Source organism: Stappia sediminis, assembly GCF_009826895.1.
In the GTDB taxonomy this organism is placed as follows: domain Bacteria; phylum Pseudomonadota; class Alphaproteobacteria; order Rhizobiales; family Stappiaceae; genus Hongsoonwoonella; species Hongsoonwoonella sediminis.
The window spans coordinates 242,214-264,581 of the sequence record NZ_WUMV01000001.1; the positions used below are offsets into that span (position 1 = coordinate 242,214).

At 63.3% G+C, this 22,368-nt stretch carries 19 protein-coding genes and 1 other RNA gene; 18 read left to right on the forward strand and 2 right to left on the reverse strand.

The window, feature by feature from the left end; translation table 11 throughout:
• Positions 1–62: 62 nt before the first annotated feature.
• The 8 genes from GR183_RS01150 to GR183_RS01185 all read left to right on the forward strand — a co-directional run bounded on the left by GR183_RS01150 (position 63) and on the right by GR183_RS01185 (position 7,561).
• Complete coding sequence (locus GR183_RS01150) at positions 63–620, forward strand: TRAP transporter small permease (RefSeq protein WP_160773751.1); 558 nt, start codon at positions 63–65, stop codon at positions 618–620.
• The gene (locus GR183_RS01155) at positions 620–1,921 is read left to right on the forward strand and encodes a TRAP transporter large permease (protein WP_160773752.1); all 1,302 of its coding nucleotides are present in this window, start codon (positions 620–622) and stop codon (positions 1,919–1,921) included. The genes GR183_RS01150 and GR183_RS01155 overlap by 1 nt, the downstream gene beginning before the upstream one ends.
• Positions 1,922–1,932: 11 nt before the next feature.
• Positions 1,933–2,481, forward strand: coding sequence for a winged helix DNA-binding protein (locus tag GR183_RS01160; RefSeq protein ID WP_208999718.1), 549 nt, complete (start codon positions 1,933–1,935; stop codon positions 2,479–2,481).
• Between the two features lie 451 nt (positions 2,482–2,932).
• The gene (locus tag GR183_RS01165) at positions 2,933–3,760 is read left to right on the forward strand and encodes a mechanosensitive ion channel family protein (RefSeq protein WP_160773753.1); all 828 of its coding nucleotides are present in this window, start codon (positions 2,933–2,935) and stop codon (positions 3,758–3,760) included.
• A gap of 88 nt (positions 3,761–3,848) precedes the next feature.
• Positions 3,849–5,246, forward strand: coding sequence for a class II fumarate hydratase (gene fumC / locus GR183_RS01170; protein ID WP_160773754.1), 1,398 nt, complete (start codon positions 3,849–3,851; stop codon positions 5,244–5,246).
• A gap of 110 nt (positions 5,247–5,356) precedes the next feature.
• A complete protein-coding gene (locus GR183_RS01175) occupies positions 5,357–6,058 on the forward strand; it encodes a J domain-containing protein (protein WP_160773755.1) in 702 nt (233 codons plus the stop codon).
• A gap of 5 nt (positions 6,059–6,063) precedes the next feature.
• On the forward strand, positions 6,064–6,825 hold the full coding sequence (locus tag GR183_RS01180; RefSeq protein WP_160773756.1) for an N-acetylmuramoyl-L-alanine amidase: 762 nt from the start codon (positions 6,064–6,066) through the stop codon (positions 6,823–6,825).
• A gap of 235 nt (positions 6,826–7,060) precedes the next feature.
• Positions 7,061–7,561: a lytic transglycosylase domain-containing protein gene (locus GR183_RS01185; protein ID WP_208999719.1), complete on the forward strand. Its 501-nt coding sequence runs from the start codon at positions 7,061–7,063 to the stop codon at positions 7,559–7,561.
• A gap of 154 nt (positions 7,562–7,715) precedes the next feature.
• Here the strand turns inward: GR183_RS01185 and GR183_RS01190 are convergent, their stop codons facing one another.
• Both GR183_RS01190 and GR183_RS01195 read right to left on the reverse strand, forming a co-directional pair.
• Entirely contained in the window at positions 7,716–8,354 is a 639-nt protein-coding gene (locus tag GR183_RS01190; RefSeq protein ID WP_160773758.1) for an FMN-binding negative transcriptional regulator, read from the reverse strand.
• Positions 8,355–8,374: 20 nt separating this feature from the next.
• Positions 8,375–9,037, reverse strand: a complete 663-nt coding sequence (locus GR183_RS01195; protein WP_160773759.1) for a pyridoxamine 5'-phosphate oxidase family protein — start codon at positions 9,035–9,037, stop codon at positions 8,375–8,377.
• Between the two features lie 92 nt (positions 9,038–9,129).
• On the opposite strand from GR183_RS01195, the gene pdxR reads away from it, so the two are divergent.
• From pdxR to ftsW, 10 genes are all read left to right on the forward strand, one after another.
• Positions 9,130–10,581 carry a MocR-like pyridoxine biosynthesis transcription factor PdxR gene (gene pdxR, locus GR183_RS01200; RefSeq protein WP_160773760.1) on the forward strand — a complete coding sequence of 484 codons (1,452 nt, stop codon included), beginning with the start codon at positions 9,130–9,132 and terminating at the stop codon, positions 10,579–10,581.
• A 60-nt stretch (positions 10,582–10,641) separates the two neighbouring features.
• Positions 10,642–11,042: RNase P RNA component class A (gene rnpB / locus GR183_RS01205), an RNA gene on the forward strand.
• 423 nt (positions 11,043–11,465) lie between these two features.
• On the forward strand, positions 11,466–11,927 hold the full coding sequence (gene mraZ / locus GR183_RS01210) for a division/cell wall cluster transcriptional repressor MraZ (protein ID WP_160773761.1): 462 nt from the start codon (positions 11,466–11,468) through the stop codon (positions 11,925–11,927).
• A complete protein-coding gene (gene rsmH / locus GR183_RS01215; protein WP_160773762.1) occupies positions 11,924–12,961 on the forward strand; it encodes a 16S rRNA (cytosine(1402)-N(4))-methyltransferase RsmH in 1,038 nt (345 codons plus the stop codon). The genes mraZ and rsmH overlap by 4 nt, the downstream gene beginning before the upstream one ends.
• A gap of 4 nt (positions 12,962–12,965) precedes the next feature.
• Positions 12,966–13,322 carry a cell division protein FtsL gene (ftsL, locus tag GR183_RS01220; protein ID WP_160773763.1) on the forward strand — a complete coding sequence of 119 codons (357 nt, stop codon included), beginning with the start codon at positions 12,966–12,968 and terminating at the stop codon, positions 13,320–13,322.
• 8 nt (positions 13,323–13,330) lie between these two features.
• Positions 13,331–15,037, forward strand: coding sequence for a peptidoglycan D,D-transpeptidase FtsI family protein (locus GR183_RS01225; protein ID WP_160773764.1), 1,707 nt, complete (start codon positions 13,331–13,333; stop codon positions 15,035–15,037).
• 96 nt (positions 15,038–15,133) lie between these two features.
• Complete coding sequence (locus GR183_RS21845) at positions 15,134–18,703, forward strand: UDP-N-acetylmuramoylalanyl-D-glutamyl-2,6-diaminopimelate--D-alanyl-D-alanine ligase (protein WP_244313575.1); 3,570 nt, start codon at positions 15,134–15,136, stop codon at positions 18,701–18,703.
• Between the two features lie 14 nt (positions 18,704–18,717).
• Positions 18,718–19,803: a phospho-N-acetylmuramoyl-pentapeptide-transferase gene (gene mraY, locus GR183_RS01240; protein ID WP_160773765.1), complete on the forward strand. Its 1,086-nt coding sequence runs from the start codon at positions 18,718–18,720 to the stop codon at positions 19,801–19,803.
• 4 nt (positions 19,804–19,807) lie between these two features.
• Positions 19,808–21,208, forward strand: a complete 1,401-nt coding sequence (gene murD, locus GR183_RS01245) for a UDP-N-acetylmuramoyl-L-alanine--D-glutamate ligase (RefSeq protein WP_160773766.1) — start codon at positions 19,808–19,810, stop codon at positions 21,206–21,208.
• Positions 21,208–22,365, forward strand: a complete 1,158-nt coding sequence (ftsW, locus tag GR183_RS01250; protein ID WP_160773767.1) for a putative lipid II flippase FtsW — start codon at positions 21,208–21,210, stop codon at positions 22,363–22,365. The genes murD and ftsW overlap by 1 nt, the downstream gene beginning before the upstream one ends.
• Positions 22,366–22,368: the final 3 nt, after the last annotated feature.

Consider the following 22,368-nt stretch of genomic DNA (forward strand, 5'->3'; position numbering starts at 1 on the left):
TCAACCGGCCCTTCTTGCTTCCGGGGCCGCCATTCCATGCCCCATTATTCTGGTTGGTCGTGATGCGCCCGATACTCACCCGCGCCTACGCGCTTGCCGAAATGCTTGCGGCAAGCTGCCTCGTCATCATCGCCGCACTCGTGCTTTTGCAGGTCATGGGCCGCATCGCCGACGGGACGCTCAAGCTCTTCGGCTTCGAAGCCGTCGGCTTCCTCGTGCCCTCGCTTGCCGAGATCGCGGGCTTCCTGCTGGTCGGCGCCTCGTTCCTGGCGCTCGCCTCCACACTTCGCCACGCGGTGCATATCCGGGTCTCGCTGGCGATATCCCATGCACCGGAAAGCCTTCGAAAGGTCATGGAGACGCTGGTGCTCGTGATCGCACTGGCGCTGATCGCCTATTTCTCCTGGTATGCCGTGCTGCTTGCGCTCGACAGCTATCAATTCAATGAAGTTTCCTTCGGCATCATCCCGATCCCGCTCTGGATCCCGCAGGCCGTCATGGCGCTCGGACTGATCGTTTTCGCAATCTCCATGCTCGACGACCTGATCGTGCAGCTTTCCGGCGGAACGCCGAGCTACGTCCTTGCCGAAGAGGGCAAGGGCATCGAGGGGGCGGACTGATGGATATTTCGCTCTTCGCGCCGCTTCTGGGCGTCGTCCTGCTCGTTTCGCTCGCGCTCGGACTTTGGGTTTCGGTATCGCTCGCCGCATGCGCGCTGTTCGCGATGTATTTCGTCACGCCGCCCTCCGGCCCGGTGCTTGTGACGACGGTGTGGGGGGCAGCGAACTCCTGGGATCTCACGGCCCTGCCGATGTTCATCTGGATGGGCGAGATCCTGTTCCGCTCCAAGCTTTCGGAAAACATGTTCGCGGGGCTTTCGCCCTGGATGCGCAACCTTCCCGGCAGGCTCTTCCACGTGAACATCATCGGCTGCGGCATCTTCGCCGCCGTCTCGGGCTCCTCGGCCGCCACCACCGCGACCATCGGCAAGATGTCGCTGCCCGAACTCCTGAAGCGCGGCTATGACGAGCGGCTCGCGATCGGCACGCTTGCCGGCTCCGGCACGCTTGGCCTCCTCATTCCGCCGTCGATCATCCTGATCGTCTATGGGGCTGCGACCGAACAATCCATAGCGCGGCTTTTCATCGCCGGCGTATTGCCGGGCGCCATGCTTTGCATCCTGTTCATGGGCTACGTGATGGCGTGGTCCTTCCTGAACCACGAGAAGATGCCGGAAGCCGATCCCGCGGTCCCTTTCGTGGAGCGTCTGGTCGCAACGCGCGGCCTCTTGCCGATCATCGTGCTGATCGTCGGCGTCATCGGCTCGATCTATGCGGGGCTCGCATCGCCCACGGAAGCGGCCGCCGTCGGCGTTTTGCTGTCGCTCTCGCTGTCGTGGTGGTACGGCACATTGACGAAGGCAAGCTTCACCGATGCGCTTCTTGGCGCGACGCGCACCTCCTGCATGATCGCCTTTATTCTTGCCGGCGCCGCGATGCTGACGGTCGCCATGGGCTTTACCGGCATCCCGCGCGAGCTTGCAGGCTGGATCGGCTCGATGAACCTTTCGCCTTATGCGCTACTCGCGGCGCTTACGCTGTTCTTCATCGTGCTCGGTTGTTTTCTCGACGGGATCTCGGTTGTGGTGCTGACCACATCGGTGATCCTGCCGATGGTGGAAGCCGCCGGCCTCGACCTCATCTGGTTCGGCATCTACCTCGTGCTCGTGGTGGAAATGAGCCAGATCACGCCGCCCGTCGGCTTCAACCTCTTCGTGCTGCAGGCAATGACGGGGCGGAACATCTTCCAGATCGCGCGAATGGCGCTGCCGTTCTTCCTGATCATGATCCTGGCGGTCGTGCTGATCGTCGCCTTTCCGGGGCTGGCGACCTGGCTGCCGCAAACCATGCTGTCGAATTGACGGGAGACGCCATGTCCAGGGAAGAGGCTAAAGCGGGAGGAAACGGTGAGGCCACGACGGTCGGGCCGGTCGTTTCCGCAGCACATCTGGCGTCCGGAGCCATGCCCGCGCTCTCGGAAGTGGAATTCGCCGTCACCATGATGGTGAACGCCTATCACCGCTGGATGGTGCGCTGCATGGCGGCGGCCGGAGCGGCGGGCATGAGCCCGCTCGACACGCTGGTGCTGCATACCGTCAACCACCGCGACAGGCCGAAGACGCTGGCCGACATCTGCCTCGTCCTCAACATCGAGGATACATATACGGTCACCTACGCGCTCAAGAAGCTGGAGAAGGCGGGGCTTGTGAAATCCGGCAAGCGGGGGAAGGAAAAGACGGTCGAGATCACGGCGGACGGCGAGGACATCTGCATGGAATACCGTCGCCTGAGGGAGGCGCTGCTGGTCCAGCCCGTCAAGGGGCTCGGCATGGACGAGACAGAGCTTTCCAAGCTCGCCGCCACGCTGCGCTCCGTTTCCGGCCATTATGATCAGGCTGCCCGCGCGGCCGCAGCGATGTAATCGCGAGGACGCGCAAAGGGAGAACGCCGCGGCCGCAGCGATGTAATCGCGAGGACGCGCAAAGGGAGAACGCCGCGGCCGCAGCGATGTAATCGCGAGGACGCGCAAAGGGAGAACGCCGCGGCCGCAGCGATGTAATCGCGAGGACGCGCAAAGGGAGAACGCCGCGGCCGCAGCGATGTAATCGCGAGGACGCGCAAAGGGAGAACGCCGCGGCCGCAGCGATGTAATCGCGAGCACGCGCAAAAGGGGAATGTTGCGGCGGCAGCGATGTAATCGCGAGCGCGCGCAAAAGGGGAATGGCGCGGCCGCGGCGATGTAATCGCGAGCACGCGCAAAAGGGGAATGGCGCGGCCGCAACGATGTAATCGCGAGCGTGCTAATAGTGCCGTCTTGCCAATTTCGTATGACCTAACGATACTTTGCGCCGTTTCAAACCGGGGAGAGGCGCATGAACGAGCAGGTGAACGGGTTGATCGACCAGGCGGTCGAGCTGGTGGCTCTTTACGGGCTGAAGGTAATTGGCGCGATCGCGATCCTGATTATCGGTTTCTTCATTGCCGGCAGGGTGGCGGGCTTCACGAAAAAGGGTTTGGCACGCTCAAGCGTCGATCCGATGCTGCAGGGCTTCATTTCAAGCCTTGTCAAATACACCGTGCTGGCGGTCACCGTGATCGCCGTCCTGAACCAGTTCGGCGTGCAGACGGCGAGCCTGATCGCCGTTTTGGGTGCCACCGGCCTTGCCATCGGCCTTGCGCTGCAAGGTACGCTTTCGAATGTGGCCGCGGGCGTGATGTTGCTCCTGTTCCGCCCCTTCAAGGTGGGCGACTATATCGAGGTGGCAGGGCAGGCCGGGACGGTGAAGGACGTCTCCCTCTTCACCTCGGAGCTTGCGACGCCCGATAACGTCCAGATCATCGTTCCAAACAGCCAGGTCTGGGGATCGTCCATCGTCAACTATTCCTTCCATTCGACGCGACGCCTCGATCTTGCGCTCGGCATCGCCTATGAAGACGATATCGGCAAGGCGAAGGCCGCCGTCGAAGACGTCATAAAATCCGACAGCCGCTGCAAGGCCGATCCCGCACCGCTCGTCGCCGTTTCGAACCTCGGCGAAAGCTCGGTCGATTTCGTCATTCGCATCTGGTGCGAAGCCGGCGACTATTGGGACCTCAAGTGGGACATGACGCGGGCGCTCAAGGAGCGGATGGACACCGAAGGCATTACCATTCCCTATCCGCAAAGGGTGGTGCACCGCCTGGCCGACGCCGCCGCATAGGCTGCCGGGCGCCCATTTGTCCCTATATCTCCATTGTAAGAGCGCGGCCGGGATCGCCCCGGCCGTGGCCATTTGAGAGGGTTATGCCATGTCGAGTGCGAAAACCCGCAGGGAAACGGATTCCATCGGCGCGGTGGAGGTGGCCGCCGACAAATACTGGGGCGCGCAGACGGAACGCTCGCTCCACCATTTCGCCATCGGCCACGAGATCATCTCGCTCGAAGTCGTTCATGCGCTGACGCTTATCAAGAAGGCGGCGGCGCGTGCCAACGCCGACCTCGGCAAGCTCGACAAGGAGCGGGCGAACCTCATCGTCGCGGCGGCCGACGAGGTGCTTGGCGGAAAGTTCGACGACCAGTTCCCCCTGCATGTCTGGATGACCGGGTCGGGCACGCAGTCGAACATGAACGTCAACGAGGTGATCTCCAACCGTGCGATCGAGATGGCCGGCGGGGTGATGGGTTCGAAGGAGCCGGTGCACCCCAACGACCATGTGAACATGTCCCAGTCTTCCAACGATGTGTTTCCGACGGCGATCAATGTGGCCTCGGCGCGGATGATCGCGGGCCTCCTGATCCCGGCGGTAAGGACGCTGCGCGACGCGCTCGACGAGAAGGCGGACGCCTGGGCGGATATCGTCAAGATCGGCCGTACGCATATGCAGGACGCCGTGCCGATGACGCTCGGCCAGGAGGTTTCCGGTTATGCCGGCATGCTGGACGATAATATCGAGCGGCTGGAATTCGCGCTTCGAGGGCTGATGAAACTCGCCATCGGCGGGACGGCGCTCGGCACCGGCGTCAATGCGCCGAAGGGGTTCGGCGACAAGGTGGCGGAATACCTTTCCAAGGATACCGGTCTGCCTTTCGTCTCGGCGAAAAACAAGTTCACGGTCATGGGCGCGCATGACGCCATGGTGATGGCTTCGGGCTGCCTGCGCACGCTTGCCGTCTCGCTCTACAAGATCGCCAACGACATCCGCCTGCTTTCCTGCGGGCCGAGGGCGGGGTTCGCGGAGATCGAGCTTCCCGCCAACGAGCCGGGGTCTTCGATCATGCCCGGCAAGGTGAACCCCACGCAGTGCGAGGCGCTGGCGATGCTTTCCGCCCAGGTAATGGGCCTCGATGTCGCGACGGGTTTCGCGGGTGCCGGCGGCATGCTGGAGATGAACGTCTACAAGCCGATGATGGGCTACAACGTCGTCGAAAGCGCGCGCATGTTGGCCGATGGCATGCATGCCTTCACGGTATTCGCCGTCAAAGGCATGAAGGCGAACGAGGCGCGGATCGCAAGGTTCGTGGAAGAATCCTTGATGCTTGTGACGCCGCTGGCCCCCGTCATCGGCTATGACAAGGCTTCGGAGATCGCCCATCACGCCCACCATCATGGTCTGACGCTTCGCGAGGCGGCACTAGAACTCGGCCATGTCTCGGCGGAGGAATTCGACCGGATCGTCGTACCCGCCAATATGACGGGGCGAAATTGACCGCCGGATTTGACCATGACGGTAGAGGAAGTTAAGAGCCGGACAGTCACCGTCCGCATGAGGATTCGATTGCGGCTCATTCCGACCGGTCACGGAAAACGGTCCCCGGCATGAACATCTGGTCAAGGATCAGCGCCGTCGTACAGCAAATCTCCGCGGGCAGCGCGGGGATCGTCGATCGTATCGTGCAATATGTGGCGACCATGGGCGATGGCCGGGAAGGGCGGCGATCGATCGCCTTCACCGTTGCGATGATCGCACTTTCGGCAAAAATGGCGAAGGCGGACGGCGTGGTGACGGGGGATGAGGAGATCGCCTTTCTCGAACTGTTCGATATTCCCAAGGGCGAGGAAAAGAACGTCGCCCGCCTCTTCAACCTCGCAAAGCAGGATGTCGCCGGCTACCGCACCTACGCGGAGCGGATCGCTGGCCTTTTTCCGCAGGACAGCGAGACGCTGGTCGATATTCTCGACGGGCTCTTTCACATTGCCAAGGCGGACGGCGTCGTCCATGAGGCGGAAATCGCATACCTTGGCGATGTCGCCGGGATCTTCGGTCTGGACGAGCGGGCGTTCAACCAGATCCTCGCCCGGCACACGCGTGACGGTGGCGACCCATATGTGGCGCTCGGTCTCGACAGACAAGCGAGCGATGCGGATGTGAGGGCGCAATACCGCCGCCTCGTGCGGGAGACGCACCCCGACCGGCTGATCGCGCGCGGCGTACCGGAGGAATTCGTGAAGATCGCCAATGACCGCATGGCGGCGCTGAATGCCGCCTATCGGCAGATTACGGCCGAGCGGGGGATCTGACGGTAATGGCGGTCAAGACCGACACCTCCCTGCCGGCGCGGCTGCAGCCTTCGCCGAACCACGGCGAACGGCGCGGCGATATGCCGATCGACATGATCGTTCTTCATTATACGGGAATGCAGTCGGGCGAACTTGCGATCAGGCGCCTGTGCGATCCCCGCTCGGAAGTTTCCGCACATTATATTGTCGACGAGGATGGCACGATCCTGCAATGCGTGCCGGAGGCGCGGCGCGCCTGGCATGCCGGCAAGGCCTTCTGGAAAGGCGAAAGAGACATCAACTCCCGCTCCATCGGCATAGAGATCGTCAATCCGGGCCACGAGTTCGGCTACCGCCCGTTTCCCGATGCGCAGGTGGCGGCTGTGACCGACCTTTGCCGGGATATCTGCCGCAGACACGGCATTCCGCCCGAGAGGGTGCTGGCCCATTCCGATGTCTCCGCGGACCGCAAGGAAGATCCGGGAGAGCTGTTCCCCTGGGCGCGGCTTGCGGGCGAAGGCGTCGGGCACTGGGTGGAGCCGGCGCCGACCGGAAGCGGGCGCTATTTCCAGCAAGGAGAAGAGGGCCAGCCGGTCGAGGCGCTGCAATCCATGCTGGGGCTCTATGGCTACGATATCGCCGTTACCGGTGTCTTCGACCGCAAGACGTCCGATGCGGTGAGGGCATTCCAGCGCCACTTCCGTCCCGAGAGGGTCGACGGCATCGCCGATATGTCGACCATCGCCACCCTGCATTCCCTGCTTTCGGCGCTTCCCAGGCTCGGCTGAGAGCCATGTAATATATTTACAGGTGTCGGATTTCCGTCAATGCTGCGATGCAGCATTGCCTAATATGCGGCGAAATTGCCATATTTGGCGGTCCAAACGGGCGAAATGTGACCGAAATCCGGCAAAATACTTAGAATTTTGTAACATTTCGTGATTTGAAGTGCCGGATTTTGGTCTCAGACAGCCTTCATACCCCGCGGCCTCAGATAAGTAAAAATTGAAAAAGGTCGCTCGAATGACGTTTACTCGACGCGCGGTTACTGCCGCGGCGGTGGCTATGCTTGCGCTTAACGCAGGCGCCTGCCAGTCGGCGCAGATTTCAACCACCACCGTCAACCCCGCAATCCTGGAAAATGCAGGGGCTGAGAAATACGACAAGATGATCCGCGCAAGCGCGCGCAAGCACGGCGTTCCCGTGGAACTGGCCCATGCCGTGGTGCAGGTTGAAAGCAACTATAACCCCAAGGCGCGCGGCAGCGCCGGCGAAGTGGGGCTCATGCAGATCAAGCCCGCCACAGCGCGCGACGTCGGCTACAAGGGATCGACGAAGGGGCTTTACGACCCGAAGACCAACCTGGAATACGGCATGAAATATCTTGCCGGCGCGCATGAAAGGGCTGGCGGCGATCTTTGCGGGACAATCCTGCGCTACAACGCCGGCCACTACGCTAAGCGCATGAACCCGGTGAGCAAGCGCTATTGCTCCAAGGTGAAGCAGATCCTGGCCTCGAACTGAGGTTCTGCCGGCTCCTCCTCGTTATCCTGAGAGGACCGGCATAGGTTCGCGTCGATCCGGCCCGTTCGCGTGAAGAACGCGCGGGCCTGGAAGAAGGTTCCTTGCCGGGCGGGAAGATTTTCGAGGCAATCCGGCGGCACGGCGGTAATGCTTGTCAGGCTCCCGGCGGGAGGCTGCTTACGAGGTCGGCAAGCTCCCCGGTCATTTGCGTTTTTTCGCTGCGTAGCCCGCCGATCATGCCGGCGCGGTCGGCTTCCGAGCGGTGCTGATTGAGCTTCCAGCTCCCCTCCAGCCGCTCGACGGCAAGCCTCACGCCGACGATCCCGCGCGATAGCGCGGTGATGAAGCCGTCAGGCGCATCGCCCACGGCCCAAGGCTCGGTCCGCCCGAGTTCATTCCTGTCGGTCAACTGCCGGAGATGATCAAGCAACTGCTGCGGGTCGTCGACCGTGCTCAAGCTTCCATGAGCGTGGACGGCGACATAGGCCCAGGTGGGCACGACCTTTCCCGTCTCGCGCTTCGTTGCGTACCAGGACGGCGAAATATAGGCCTGCGGACCCTGGAAGATGGCGAGCGAAGGCATGGGCCCATCAAGCGCGCGCCAATGCGGGTTGCCACGTGCAAGATGCCCCTCCAGCCGCGCCCCGTTAGCGTCCTCGACAAGGATCATGGGAAGGTGGGAGCAGAAAATTTCCCCGTCCGCTGGCGTTACCAGCATCGCGAAATGAATGTCGCGTATGGCCGCTTTCAGGACTTCGGGACGCGTTTCGCGAGACGTTTCGCGCGTGTACATAAGATTTTACCGATCCATGGCTATCTCAGCTTGCGCGCCGCCGCGGCAAGAGAGGCGGGTGTTTCCGTCCCGGGCGCGAGCATGTTGTCATCCAACGGCGCACCGACGGCGGTCGTGACCGGCAGCACCCCCGCCCACACGGGAAGCGCATAATCCTCGTCATCGTCAACCGGCGGGCCTTGCCGGATCTTGGCGCTTGCCGCCTCGATATCAAGGGCGATGACGCCCGTCGCCTTCATCTCCTTATCCGTCATGGGCCTCGCCTCGTCCCACCTGCCGGGCAGGAGATGTTCGGTGATCAGCACCAGGGCTTCTTCTTTCTCCGCCTCATCCGTTACATGACGCGCCGTGCCGTGAATCATGGCTGCACGATAATTGATCGAATGGTGGAAGGCGGACCGGGCGACCACGAGCCCGTCGACATGGGTGACGGTCAGGCAGAGCGGCGCCGTCTCGTCCAGCCGCTTGATGATCCTCGTCGCCTTCGCGCCATGCAGGTAGACCGTGTCGCCCTTCTTGGCGAAGATCATCGGGATCACCATGGGGCGCCCATCGGAAATGAAACCAACGTGGGCGGTGATAGCGCAATCGAGAATGGCATCGATCGCGGTTCGGTCGTAGTCAGCGCGTTTTGCGTTGCGCACGCGGGCAAAAGGCGGCTGGAGCCTTGCAGCGGTATTCATTTCACCAGTTTCTCCTGTCGTTCGCCTGCAAAATGTGCCATGAACTGGTTCCAATGAAGATCCAGTTTACGTGATTTGGAGAAGACCACTTGATGCTGGCTGGCATATTGGATCTGGACAGGGACGCGGGTCTGCCGCTGCCCGAGCAGATCTACAGGAAAATCCGTGCCGCGGTGGGTGACAGGCGGCTTGCCGCCGATGCGCCGCTGCCTTCAAGCCGGGAGCTTTCCCGCCAGCTTGGCGTATCGCGCAATACGGTGAACGCGGCTTACGAACTGCTGGCGGCGGAGGGTATCATCGCGGTGCGGCCGGGAGCGCGCCCGCGCGTTGCGGAACTGGGGGGGCTGGACGGGGCGAAGCGCGAACTGGAGGAGAAAACCCGCGCGCCGCAGGTCTCAAGACGCGGCGAGGGCCTGTGCCGGGATGTGCGCACCGATGCCTATGCCGACCCGCTGCGCAGGCAAGGCCGTCTGCAGCCCGGCGCCCCGGCGGAGGACTGTTTTCCGCGCGACGACTGGGCGCGGGCGCTGCGGCGCGCCGCCCGCCACGTATCCGGCGGAGCCTTGCTTTACGAAGACTATGCCGGCTATCCGCCATTACGCCGTTCACTTGCCGAGTATCTGACGCGCGAGAGGGGCGTCCGGGCGAAGCCGGAGCAGATTCTCATTCTCCCGACAACGCAAGGCTGCCTGCACCTGTTGGCTCAGGTTCTCAGCGAACCGGGCGATTGCGCCTGGCTTGAGGATCCGGGTTATCTGGGCGCCCGTGCGGCTTTTGCGTCCGCGGGGCTGAACATCGAGCCCTTGCCGGTGGATGTCGACGGCGCCGACGCATCCGGCGTGGAAAGCCGCGAGCCGCCGAAGCTGATCTATGTCACGCCCTCGCATCAGTATCCGTTCGGCTGCCGCATGTCGCTGGATCGCAGGCTGCAGCTCATAGATCGGGCGCGGGAGGCCGGCGCGCTGATCCTCGAGGACGACTACGACAGCGAGTTCCTGTTCTCGGGCCGGCCCATCGCGGCACTTCAGGGCCTTGGCAGCGGCGACGAGGTGATCTATCTGGGAACCTTCGCCAAGAGCATGCTGCCCGGCCTTCGCATCGCCTATATGATCGTGCCGGAAAGCCTCGCGGGGCCAATCGCCATAGCACAACGCAATGCCGGCCTGCTTGGCAACGTCCACACGCAGGCAGCCCTCGCGGACTTCATCGAAAGCGGTCACTACCGCGCACATCTGAAACGCATTCGCGAAACCTACGAAGCGCGCGGGCGCATGATGGTGGAGCGCCTGCGAGATGGCCTTGGAAACCGCATTTCGGTGGATTTTCCCATCGGCGGCATTCAACTGGCCGCGCGCCTGCCGCCCGACGTGGATGACCGCGCGGTCGTGAAGCGGATGGTGACCAAGGGCTTCATGCTCGCCGCCCTTTCGGGATACGGGCTCAAGGCGCGGCTCAACGGATTGGTGATCGGTTTCGCGGACGCAAGCGAAGCGGACATCGACGCCGGCGTCAAGGCGCTCGTCGAGGCGATCGGCACTGGATGAAGCGGTCCGGCCGCGCGAAGTTCCTTGACGCGCTATCTCCCTGAAACTACCTGTCTCCTGCCAGCCGGCCGGACGGCCGCTCCCGCAAATGCGGAAACGCAGCGGGGGAGGAAAGTCCGGACTCCATGGAAATACGGTGCCGGGTAACGCCCGGCGGGGGCAACCCCAGGGAAAGTGCCACAGAAAGCAAACCGCCCCATTCGCGCCGAGAGGCGCCGGGGTAAGGGTGAAAGGGTGGGGTAAGAGCCCACCGCGCGACCGGTAACGGAAGCGGCACGGTAAACCCCACCGGGAGCAAAACCGAATAGGGGCGGCGCGGGCTCGCGCCCGGCCGATTTCCAGGTCAGCCGCCCGGGTAGGTTGCAGGAGACGCACGGTAACGCGCGTCCCAGATGAATGGCCGTCACGCGGGCGGGAAACCGCCGGCCATACAGAATCCGGCTTACAGGCCGGCTGGCAATAATTCTCCGAAATCGCCAAGCGGCCGCAACCGGCTGACGCCGCCGGCAAGCGGCGCTCGCGGATTTAATTCTTCCGCAACGGACGTTCAAAGGACCGAACGCCCTCGAAAAGGCGTCTTCGCAGGCCTTCGCGGTTGGAAACCCAATCTTAAGCTTAATTGTGCATAACCGGTTTACGGCGTGGAAACCATGCCGGGGAGGGGGCTCAAACCATTGGATTCCATTGACGCCCATGCTTGCCCATGTTATCCCAAGATATCCCAGGATGTAACGAAGTATGCGAGGCGTCACGGCGCCGGGGATGGCCGAAGCGGCGCTCGCGCCGACGGATGCATTGCGCTCAACCCGCAGCTTCTTCGTATCGGTCCAGGGGGGATTTCGGGCGCCAGGCGATAGACGCCAGGCGATGGGGCGAGGAGTTCGATGGCCGGCTTCGTGTCGCATTACACCAATCGACTCGACGCGAAGGGCCGTGTCTCCGTTCCCGCCCCCTTCCGCCAGGAGCTCACGCGCGACGGTTTCGAGGGGCTCTATTGCTTTCCTTCGCTATTCCAGCCGGCCGTGGACGCGGGCGGCCACAAGCTCGTCGACCAGATTCAGCGTCGTCTGGAAGGCTTCGATACGTTGACGCTCGATCACGATGCGCTTTCGACCGCGCTCTATGGCGCGAGCGAGACGCTGAAGATCGACGGAGACGGCCGCGTGATGCTTTCCGACATGATCCGCGAGCATGCCGGCATGAAGGACAAGGTGACTTTCGTCGGTCAGGGCTACAAGTTCCAGATCTGGGAACCGGAGCGCTTCCGCGCCCATCAGGCGGAGGCGATGAAACATGCACTCGCCGTTCTCGGCGGCAAATCGGCCGCGCCGGAGGGCGCGAAATGATCGCTCCGGCCGAAAACGGGGCAAGTGCACCCGCAAACCAAGCGCCGCATGTGCCGGTCATGCTGGCGGAGGTCGTCTCCGCCCTTTCCCCCAAAAAGGGTGAGACGATCGTTGACGGCACCTTCGGGGCCGGCGGCTACACGAAGGCGGTCCTTGAAACGGGGGCCAATGTTATTGCCGTCGATCGCGATCCGGATGCAATTGCCGCAGGGCAGGCTTTGGTAAAGGCGGCCGGCGGAAGGCTGCGGCTCGTCGAGGGGCGTTTCTCCGACCTGGAGAACCACCTTGAAGCGCTGGGCGAAGATGCGGTCGACGGTGTCGTTCTCGACCTCGGCGTGTCCTCCATGCAGCTGGACCAGGCCGAGCGGGGCTTCTCGTTCCGCTTCGACGGGCCGCTCGACATGCGCATGGGACAGCATGGGCCGACGGCGGCGGATGTCGTCAATCAACTTCCCCAAAAGGACCTGACGCGGGTTATCGGACTGCTTGGCGAGGAAAAGCGGGCATCGGCGGTTTCCTCCGCCATAGCCCGGCGCAGGACGGAGCAGCCGTTCGAGCGCACGGCCGACCTCGCGGCCGTGGTGGAAAAGGTCGTCGGCCGGTCGCCGAAGAAAGCGCAGATCCACCCGGCGACGCGCACCTTCCAGGCGCTCAGGATCTACGTGAACGGCGAGTTGGAAGAGGTGGCAGAAGCGCTTGGAGCCGCGGAGCGGGTGTTGCGTCCGGGTGGGCGGCTCGTCGTCGTCACCTTTCACAGCCTCGAAGACCGGATCGTCAAACGCTTCCTTGCCGATCGAACGCGCACGCGCGCCGGCGGCTCCCGGCACCTGCCCGAGCAGGATGTGCCGCCGCCAACGTTCGAGCTGGTCGTCAAGGGAGCCGAGGATCCGGGCGAAGACGAAATCCGGCTCAATCCGCGTGCACGCTCCGCACGCCTCAGGGCGGGGCGCAGGCTCGATGCGCCGGCCCGCGAACTCGATGCCGAGGCGCTGGGCGTTCCGCGTCTCGCCGATATTTCAAGCTTGAGGGGATGAGGCAATGACACGTTATCTCAATCTCGTCTTCGTCCTCGTCGTTCTGATCGCCGCCGGCACTGTCTTCGACATGAAACATGCGGCGGAACTTTCGGCGGAGGAGGTGGCGGCGCTGAAGCGGCAGATCGCCGAAGAGCGCGAGCAGATTCAGCTCTTGAAGGCGGAATGGAGCCTGCTCAACCGTCCCGACCGGTTGCAGGGCCTGGTCGAGCGCTACAACGCCTATCTCGAACTCGAGCCGCTCACCGCCGAACAAATCACGCTCCTTGAGGATCTGCCGGTGAAGCCGGTCGACCTTGAACCCGTCAATTCCGATAGCCCGCTTGGCGGATACGCCGGCGACGTGCCGTCGATCCAGTAGGGGAAAGTATGGCGCCGTCTGCCGAACCCAAGTCTTTCCTGCAGCACCGCATCGTGCGGCCGCGCGCCCTCCCGGCGCCGAGCAGGTCTGTCAAGTCGCGCGTCTGGCTGACGATGTTCGCCTTCGCCGCAGTCTACGCGATGATCGCGACGCGCCTGGTGATGCTGGGACTTACGGAAACGGGAGAGGCGTCGGCCTATATCTCGGCGCAGGATTCCGTTGCCGCCGCGCGGCCCGACCTCGTCGACCGCAATGGCGAAATCCTCGCGACAGACATCAAGACCGCCTCCCTTTATGCCGAGCCGCGCAAGATCATCGACGTCGACGAAGCGATCGAAGGCCTTTCGAGCGTCTTTCCCGACCTGCGCAATCCGACGGTGCGCAGACGCCTTGCCAGTGACGCCGGTTTCATCTGGCTGAAGCGCGAACTTACCCCCGGCCAACGTCAGAAGGTCCACGATCTCGGTATCCCCGGCATAGGGTTCCTGGAAGAAAACCGCCGCTTTTACCCCGGCGGGCCGACCGCAAGCCATGTCACCGGAATTGTCAACGTCGACAATGAAGGCATTGCCGGCATGGAACTTGCCGTCGACCGGGCGTGGCTGAAGGACCTGCAGGCGGCGGGCTTTGCCTCGGAAGAGGCTCTTGAGCCGGTCAAGCTTTCGATCGACCTGCGTGCCCAGCATGTCGTTCGCGACGAAGTGCGCCAGGCGATGGAACGATACCGGGCGATCGCGGGCGTCGGCATCGTGCTCGACATCAAGACGGGCGAGGTTGTCGCCATGTCTTCGCTGCCGGATTTCGACCCGAACGATCGCGATGACGCGCTTGACAAGAACAAGCTGAACCGTGCCACCGCCGGCGTCTACGAGATGGGGTCGGTGTTCAAGGGCTTTACCGTCGCCATGGCGCTCGACAGCGGGAAGGTGACGGTGGAGGACAGTTTCGACGCCACGCGCCCGATCCGGGCGGGCGGGCGCACGATCAACGATTTCCACGGCAAGAACCGAATTCTCTCGGTGCCGGAGATTTTCATCTATTCCTCGAACATCGGCACAGTGAAAATGATGCTGGCCGCCGGTATCGAGGAGCAGCAAAGCTTCCTGAAGCGGGTCGGACTGACGTCGAAGCTCAAGACGGAACTGCCGGAAGTGGCGACGCCGCTTCTGCCGAAGCACTGGCGCGAACTGGAGGCCATGACGATCTCCTTCGGCCACGGGATCTCGGTCACGCCGATGCAGACCGCCGTTGCCGCCGCCGCGCTTTTGAACGGCGGGCGCCTGATCCCGCCGACGTTTTTCCCGCGCGACCAGGCAACGGCCGAAGCCTTGGCCGAAGAGGTCGTGACCAAACGCACGAGCGCGGTGATGCGCTATCTCTTCCGGCTGAATGTCCTGTCCGGCTCGGGCCGCCGCGCGGAAGTGCCGGGCTATCTCGTCGGCGGCAAGACCGGCACGGCGGAGAAGATCGAAAACGGCCGCTACGTGTCCAACAAACGGCGGAATTCCTTTCTTTCAGCCTTCCCAATGGACGAGCCGCGCTATGTCGTTCTGGTCGTCCTCGACGAGCCGAAACCGGAACGCCAGGGCATAGGCGCGACCGCGGGCCTGAACGCCGCACCCACCGCGGGAGCAATCATCCGGCGCATCGCGCCCATGCTCGGCGTCTTGCCGAAATTCGGAGAAGGGGGCGACACGATCTCGATTTCTTATTAAGACCGGTAACAACGGCGTGAGGAAATTGCGGGCGGGGTCGCAGCCAGACCCGGGATATCCTCATTCGACGACGCACAACGGACATTGGCGCATGACATGCAGCTCAAGGACATAGCCGGCGACCTGCCGATCACGCCACAAGACGGCGGCGTGACGATCCGTGGCCTTACGGCCGACAGCCGGCAGGTGAGGCCGGATTTTCTTTTTGCCGCGCTGAAGGGCGCGAAAGCCGATGGCACGGCTTTCGTCAAGGCCGCCGTGGAGGCGGGCGCAGCCGTTGTGCTGATCGGCGAGGATGCCGATGCGGACGCCGTGCGTGCCGACGCCGACGGGCGGCCGGTTATCGTCAGCGAGGATCCGCGGCGGACGCTTGCGCTGATGGCGGCGAGGTTCTACGGGCATCAGCCGGAAACGATGGTTGCGGTCACGGGCACCAGCGGCAAGACGTCGGTCGCCGTTTTCGTCCGCCAGATTTTCGCTGCATGCGGCTTCGAGGCGGCAAGCCTCGGCACGATCGGCACGGTGACGTCGCGCGGCGAAGTCTACGGTGGCCTGACGACGCCCGATCCGGTGACGCTGCACCGGGAGCTTGCCCGCCTTGCCGACGACGGCATCACGCATGCGGCCATGGAAGCCTCCAGCCATGGGCTCGACCAGCGCCGCCTGGATGGTGTGGAACTGAAGGCCGCGGGTTTCACCAATCTCGGCCGCGATCACCTCGACTATCACCCGGATGTGGAAAGCTATCTGCAGGCGAAGCTCAGGCTTTTCGATACATTGCTGCCGGAAGACGGGATCGTCGTTGTCGAACCGGCCTCGCCGTATGCCGACCGCGTGATCGATGTTGCCCGCTCCCGAGGGCAGACGCTGTTCACCGTCGGCGAGGGCGGCGAGGACCTCGGCCTTGAGGAGATCCGCCAGGACGGCTTCGACCAGATCCTGACGCTTGCGACGCCCGACGGTGCGCGCGAGGTCCGCCTGCCGCTCTCGGGCCGCTTCCAGGTTTCCAATGCGTTGATCGCCGCGGGTCTTGCAATCGCCGCGGGCGTTCCACGCGACGATGCGCTCAAGGCGCTGGAAAGCCTTGAAGGCGCGACCGGGCGGCTGGAGCGGGTGGGCTCCAAGGCGAATGGTGCCCTTGTCGTCGTCGATTACGCGCACAAGCCGGATGCGCTGGAAAATGCGTTGCAGGCGTTGAGGCCGTTCACCTCCGGACGGCTCTTCGTTGTCGTGGGAGCGGGCGGGGACCGCGATCCGGGCAAACGGCCGTTGATGGGCAAGGCTTCGTTCGAAAATGCCGACGTCGTGATCGTCACCGATGACAATCCGCGCAGCGAAGACCCCGCGAAAATCCGTGCGTCGGTTATGGAAGGCGCCCCCGGCGCGATCGAGATCGCCGATCGTGGCGAGGCGATTTCCACCGCGATCTCCCTGCTCGAGGAGGGTGACGTGCTTTGCGTTGCCGGCAAGGGACATGAAACCGGCCAGATCGTGGGCGAGAGCGTGCTTGAATTTTCCGATCACGAGGCGATCGGCAAGGCGCTTGCGCGCGAGGCGGAAGGCGCGAGCGAGGCTATGAGCGCGGCGGCGGTGGCTGCTGATATCGGCGAGAGCCTTCCCGGCGAGGCGCAGGAGGCCGAGAGGGACGCTGCACGCCCTCTTTCCATCAGCGATGACGAGCTGAAGGCCATATTCGGAGACATCGCGCAAAAAGCCGCCAGGGCGGGCAAGCCGGAACTTGCGGATGAGGAGACCGAAGGCAGGGAAGAGCCGCCCGCCGAAGAAACGGAAATTCCGGATAACGTGCCGCGGGAAACGGACCGGCCAGCCGCCGATCTTGTGGATTTTTCCGCAATGGAAGCGGAATTGTTCGGAGAGATAAATGCCGACGGCCAGCCTGACGCGGAGCCGGAAGAAAACGGCGAAACCGCATCGATAAGCGAAGAAGCGGCTGAAGAGGGCATAGAAGAACCGGGCGATGAGGTGGAGGAGCGGGAAGTCGAGCTCCTTGTCGAGCAGGCTGAAGACGCGGCGGAAAGCGATCTGACGCATGAAGGTGCGGCCGAGGAAGAAACGGTAGAGGAAGTTTTACCGGATCGGGATAAAGACGAGGCTGTGGAGGCCCCCGAAGGGGATCTGGCCGAACCTGAAGAAGAAGATACGCCTGGGACCGAAGCCGAAACACGCGAGGTGGCGGCTGCGGAACCGTTTGCCGCGCCGGTGGTGCCGGACGAGGACGAGAGCGGGGCTCTTTGGACACTCAGGGATTTCCTGAACGCCGTGGGTGGCATTGCCGCCGGAGAGCCAGCACCCGAAATCACGGGAATATCCATCGATAGCCGCACGATTGAGCCGGGCGAGGCGTTTTTCGCGATCGAGGGCGACCATTTCGACGGCCATGACTTCGTCCGTGATGCGGTCAAGGCGGGAGCCGCGATCGCCGTCGTATCGCAGAAGAAGATCGAAGAAATGCCGCGCGGAGGCCCGCTCGTCGCAGTCGCCGATCCGCTCGAGGCGCTTCGTCGTCTGGCGCGGGCGGCGCGCCAGCGCACCAAGGCGCAGATCGTTGCCATTACCGGGTCCGTGGGCAAAACGGGCACGAAGGAGATGCTGAGGCTTGCGCTTTCACGATCCGGGCGCACGCACGCTTCCGTCGCATCCTTCAACAATCACTGGGGCGTACCGCTGACACTGGCGCGGATGCCGGCGGATACGGATTTCGGCGTCTTCGAAATCGGCATGAATCACGCCGGAGAGATAACGCCGCTGACGCAACTGGTCCGCCCTCACGTGGCGATCGTCACCACGGTGCAGCCGGTGCATCTGGAATTCTTCGGTTCGGTGGAGAAGATCGCCGAGGCGAAGGCGGAAATCTTCTCAGGGCTTGAACCCGACGGAATTGCGATACTCAATCGCGACAACGAACAGTTCGATCTTCTCCAGTTCCATGCGCGGATGGCGGGCGTGCGGACGATCTGCACCTTCGGTGTCGACCAGCCGGCGAACGCGAAGGCGGACAAGATTTCGTCGCAGACGGGATGCAGTTGTATTTCGGCGACCGTTCTTGGCGAGGAAATCACGTATAAGGTCGGCGCGCCCGGCCTGCACTACGTGAAAAACAGCCTTGCCGTGCTTGCCGCAGCCAAGCTTGTCGGGGCGGATCTTGCGCTTGCCGGCCTTGCGCTGACCGACATGCGCGCGCCAAAGGGGCGCGGCGCGCAGACCCGGCTGAAGCTGCCTGACGGCATGCTGACGCTGATCGACGAAAGCTACAACGCCAACCCGGCGTCGATGCGCGCCGCCTTGCGGCTTCTGGGCGAAACGCCTGTCAAGCGGCCCGGGCGGCGGATCGCCGTACTGGGTGATATGCGCGAGCTCGGCGAGATGTCCGATGCGCTGCATGCGGAGTTGCGCGATCCGGTTGTTGAAGCCGAGGTGGATAAGGTCTATTGCGCCGGGCCACACATGCATGCGCTCTGGGAAACACTGCCCGCGGCCATGCGCGGCGCCTATTCGGAGGAGGCGAGCGGCCTGCGCCCGCTGCTTCTCGCAGACATGCGCAACGGCGACGTCGTCATGATCAAGGGGTCGCTCGGAACGAGGATGGGTCCGCTCGTGGATGCGCTGATCAAGGAATTTCCCGCCGCCGATGAAGCCGCGGAGTGAGGTAAACGAGACTAATGCTCTACTTGCTTGGAGAACTTGCGGGCCAGGTATCTGCACTGAACGTGTTCCGCTACATCACGTTCCGGACCGGCGGCGCGATCATGACGGCCCTGCTGTTCATCGCGCTGTTCGGCCCAAGGATCATCGCTTCGCTGCGCATCCGGCAAGGGCATGGCCAGCCGATCCGCGCCGACGGGCCGCAGAGCCATCTGCTCACCAAAAAGGGCACGCCGACGATGGGCGGGCTTATGATCCTGTCGGGCATGCTCGTCGCGACGCTCCTGTGGGCGAACCTTGCCAATCCCTATACCTGGATCGTCCTGGGCGTCACGGTGGGCTTTGGCCTCATCGGCTTGTATGACGACTATCTGAAGGTGACCAAGGCGAGCCACGCAGGCTTCGGCGGGCGCTACCGGCTGGCGGTGGAATTCGTGATTGCCGGTATCGCCGCCTATTGCGTGACGCTTCTCGATACCGACCCCTTCACGACCTCCATCGCCTTTCCGTTTCTGAAGGATCTTGCGATCAACCTCGGCATCTTCTTCGTCCCCTTCGCAGCCTTCGTCATGGTGGGGGCGGGAAACGCGGTGAACCTGACCGACGGCCTCGACGGGCTTGCCATCGTTCCGGTAATGATCGCGGCGACCTCCTTCGGCCTGATCGCCTATCTTTCGGGCAATGCCGTCTTTTCGGATTATCTGCAGATCCACCATGTGGCGGGCACCGGCGAACTCGCCGTGCTGTGTGGCGCGGTCATCGGCGCGGGGCTCGGCTTTCTGTGGTTCAATGCGCCGCCGGCGGCAATCTTCATGGGCGATACCGGCTCGCTGGCACTCGGCGGCATGATCGGCGCTATCGCCGTCACGACCAAGCACGAGATCGTGCTGGCGATCATCGGCGGACTGTTCGTGGTGGAAGCCGTATCGGTGATCGTGCAGGTCGCATCCTTCAAGCTTACCGGCAAGCGCGTCTTCCGGATGGCGCCGATCCACCATCATTTCGAGCATATGGGCTGGACGGAATCCCAGGTGGTGATCCGCTTCTGGATCATCGCCGTGGTTCTGGCGCTGATCGGCCTTGCCACCTTGAAGCTGAGGTGAGGCGATGATCCCGGTCGAAAGCTTCAGGGGCAAGCGTGTCGCACTCTTTGGCCTTGGCGGCTCGGGGTTTGCGACGGCGCGCGCCCTTGTGGCGGGTGGTGCCGAAGTCGCCGCTTTCGACGACGCGGAATCCCGCGTGGAGGCCGCTGGAGCGGCCGGCGTTCCGACAAACGATTTGAGGACCGCCGACTGGTCGCAGTTCGATGCACTCGTGCTGGCGCCCGGCGTGCCGCTGACCCACCCCAAGCCCCATTGGACGGTGGAAGCCGCGCGCGCCGCCGGTGTCGAGATCGTCGGCGATGTCGAGCTTTTCTGCCGGGAACGGCGTCGGCGCGCGCCCGATGCGTCACTCATCGCAGTGACGGGCACCAACGGCAAATCGACGACCACGGCCCTGATCGCCCATATCGTGCGTGAAGCCGGGCGGGACGCGCAGATGGGCGGCAACATCGGTACGCCCGTCCTCGACCTTGCCGAACCACGGCGGGGCCGCGTTTATGTCGTCGAATGTTCTTCCTACCAGATCGACCTTGCGCCGACCCTCGACCCGACGGTCGGCATCCATCTGAACCTTTCGCCCGATCACCTCGACAGGCACGGCACGATGGAAAACTATGCGGCGATCAAGGAACGCCTCGTTTCGAATGCGAAGCTCGCCGTCGTCGGGATCGACGACCGGTACTCTTCGGCGATTGCCGACCGGATCGAGCTTTCGGGAACGCCGGTGCGCAGGATATCCGTGAGGAATCCCGTCTCGGACGGCGTATATGCCGCAGGGCAGCGGATCTTCGTGGCGGAAGACGGCGCGCAGACGCTCTTTACCGATCTCGGCGGCATCGACGCGCTTCGTGGCGCGCATAATGCGCAGAATGCGGCAGCGGCGATCGCGGCCTGTCTGGCTGTCGGACTTGACCGGCAGGAGATCGTAAAAGGTCTGAAGTCGTTTCCCGGCCTCGCGCATCGCATGGAAATCGCCGCGCGCGAAGGGAGCGTCATGTTCGTCAACGATTCCAAGGCGACGAATGCGGATGCGGCGGAACGCGCGCTGGCAAGCTTCGAGCGCATCTTCTGGATCGTTGGCGGGCGCGCCAAGACAGGCGGCATCGACATGCTGTCGGATTATTTTCCGCGGATCGCCAAGGCCTATCTCATCGGCGAAGCGGCGGATGAGTTTTCCAAAGCGCTTGAGGGCAAAGTCGAATACGAAATCGCGGGCACGATCGACGCCGCTGTCGCGGCGGCGGCGCGCGATGCGCGGGCGGACGATCACCGCGAACCCGTGGTGCTGCTTTCGCCGGCTTGCGCGTCATTCGATCAGTTCGCGAATTTCGAACTGAGGGGCGCGGCTTTCATCGAAGCCGTTGGCCGCGTGTTGCAAAAACCCCGTGGACAGGAGGTTGCCTGATGGTCAGCCGTGCCGATCGCAGCGCCTTTGCGGAATGGATCTGGACCGTGGACCGGCTGTTGCTGGCCGGTTTTCTCGTGCTGATGATCGGCGGGATCGTGCTGTCGCTTGCCGCAAGCCCCCCGGTTGCCGAACGGCTCAACATCGACACCTATCACTTCGTCAAACGGCAGGCCCTGTTCCTGGTTCCGGCAATCATGATCATGCTGGGGGTTTCCGCGCTCACTCCGCGCCAGGTTCGCCGGCTCGCCCTCGTCGTCTTCCTGGGATCGGCGGCACTTATGGTGGCAACGCTCTTTCTCGGCATCGAGGTCAAGGGTGCGCGGCGCTGGATACAGCTCGGCGGCATATCGCTCCAACCCTCTGAATTCCTGAAGCCCGCCTTCGTGATCCTGGTTGCGTTTCTCCTGTCCGAATCGGGACGGCGCAGGGAAGTGCCGGGCGGGCTGTTCGCAGGCCTTTTGTTCCTCATCTGCGTCGCCCTGCTCGTCGCCCAGCCGGACTTCGGCCAGACGATGCTGCTCAGCATGGTTTTTGCGGGTCTTTTCTTTCTCAACGGCCTGCCGTGGCTTGCGATCATCCCGCTCGGGCTTCTGGGCGTCGGCGGCCTTTTTGCGGCTTATGCCTTCCTTCCGCACGTGCAAAGCCGCGTGGAACGCTTCCTCAATCCAGACGCCGGAGATACCTTCAACGTCGACCGGGCGGTTGAGTCCTTCATCTCGGGAAGCTGGTTCGGGCGCGGACCTGGCGAAGGGACGATCAAGCGCGTGCTGCCCGAAAGCCATACGGATTTCATCTTCGCCGTCACGGCAGAAGAATTCGGCATCGTTGTCTGCCTGCTGCTGCTCGCGGTTTTCGCTTTCGTCGTCCTGCGCGGGCTTGCGCAGGCGGGGCGCGACACCGATCCGTTCAACCGCCTTGCCGCGTCTGGCCTCATGGTGCTCTTCGGCCTCCAGTCCTGCATCAACATGGCGGTGAATGTGAACCTGATGCCGGCCAAGGGCATGACGCTGCCGTTTATCTCCTACGGCGGTTCGTCACTCGTCTCGGTGGCCCTTGCCATGGGCTTCGTACTCGCGTTGACCCGAAAACGCCCGCAGCCGACGAGAACGGACGCTGTCGTCGTTTCCCGCCTGCAGCCTTCCAGTCTCGCGTGAGGC

What these genes read in the sequence shown, in the direction of transcription:
- ftsW (WP_160773767.1), top strand. Translation starts at nt 21,208, where the DNA reads ATGGTCAGCCGTGCCGATCGCAGCGCCTTTGCGGAATGGATCTGGACC.
- GR183_RS01190 (WP_160773758.1), bottom strand. Translation starts at nt 8,354, where the DNA reads ATGTACACGCGCGAAACGTCTCGCGAAACGCGTCCCGAAGTCCTGAAA.
- GR183_RS01225 (WP_160773764.1), top strand. Translation starts at nt 13,331, where the DNA reads ATGGCGCCGTCTGCCGAACCCAAGTCTTTCCTGCAGCACCGCATCGTG.
- murD (WP_160773766.1), top strand. Translation starts at nt 19,808, where the DNA reads ATGATCCCGGTCGAAAGCTTCAGGGGCAAGCGTGTCGCACTCTTTGGC.
- GR183_RS01160 (WP_208999718.1), top strand. Translation starts at nt 1,933, where the DNA reads ATGTCCAGGGAAGAGGCTAAAGCGGGAGGAAACGGTGAGGCCACGACG.
- mraY (WP_160773765.1), top strand. Translation starts at nt 18,718, where the DNA reads ATGCTCTACTTGCTTGGAGAACTTGCGGGCCAGGTATCTGCACTGAAC.
- mraZ (WP_160773761.1), top strand. Translation starts at nt 11,466, where the DNA reads ATGGCCGGCTTCGTGTCGCATTACACCAATCGACTCGACGCGAAGGGC.
- GR183_RS01185 (WP_208999719.1), top strand. Translation starts at nt 7,061, where the DNA reads ATGACGTTTACTCGACGCGCGGTTACTGCCGCGGCGGTGGCTATGCTT.
- ftsL (WP_160773763.1), top strand. Translation starts at nt 12,966, where the DNA reads ATGACACGTTATCTCAATCTCGTCTTCGTCCTCGTCGTTCTGATCGCC.
- GR183_RS01175 (WP_160773755.1), top strand. Translation starts at nt 5,357, where the DNA reads ATGAACATCTGGTCAAGGATCAGCGCCGTCGTACAGCAAATCTCCGCG.
- GR183_RS21845 (WP_244313575.1), top strand. Translation starts at nt 15,134, where the DNA reads ATGCAGCTCAAGGACATAGCCGGCGACCTGCCGATCACGCCACAAGAC.
- GR183_RS01165 (WP_160773753.1), top strand. Translation starts at nt 2,933, where the DNA reads ATGAACGAGCAGGTGAACGGGTTGATCGACCAGGCGGTCGAGCTGGTG.
- GR183_RS01150 (WP_160773751.1), top strand. Translation starts at nt 63, where the DNA reads ATGCGCCCGATACTCACCCGCGCCTACGCGCTTGCCGAAATGCTTGCG.
- GR183_RS01155 (WP_160773752.1), top strand. Translation starts at nt 620, where the DNA reads ATGGATATTTCGCTCTTCGCGCCGCTTCTGGGCGTCGTCCTGCTCGTT.
- fumC (WP_160773754.1), top strand. Translation starts at nt 3,849, where the DNA reads ATGTCGAGTGCGAAAACCCGCAGGGAAACGGATTCCATCGGCGCGGTG.
- pdxR (WP_160773760.1), top strand. Translation starts at nt 9,130, where the DNA reads ATGCTGGCTGGCATATTGGATCTGGACAGGGACGCGGGTCTGCCGCTG.
- rsmH (WP_160773762.1), top strand. Translation starts at nt 11,924, where the DNA reads ATGATCGCTCCGGCCGAAAACGGGGCAAGTGCACCCGCAAACCAAGCG.
- GR183_RS01195 (WP_160773759.1), bottom strand. Translation starts at nt 9,037, where the DNA reads ATGAATACCGCTGCAAGGCTCCAGCCGCCTTTTGCCCGCGTGCGCAAC.
- GR183_RS01180 (WP_160773756.1), top strand. Translation starts at nt 6,064, where the DNA reads ATGGCGGTCAAGACCGACACCTCCCTGCCGGCGCGGCTGCAGCCTTCG.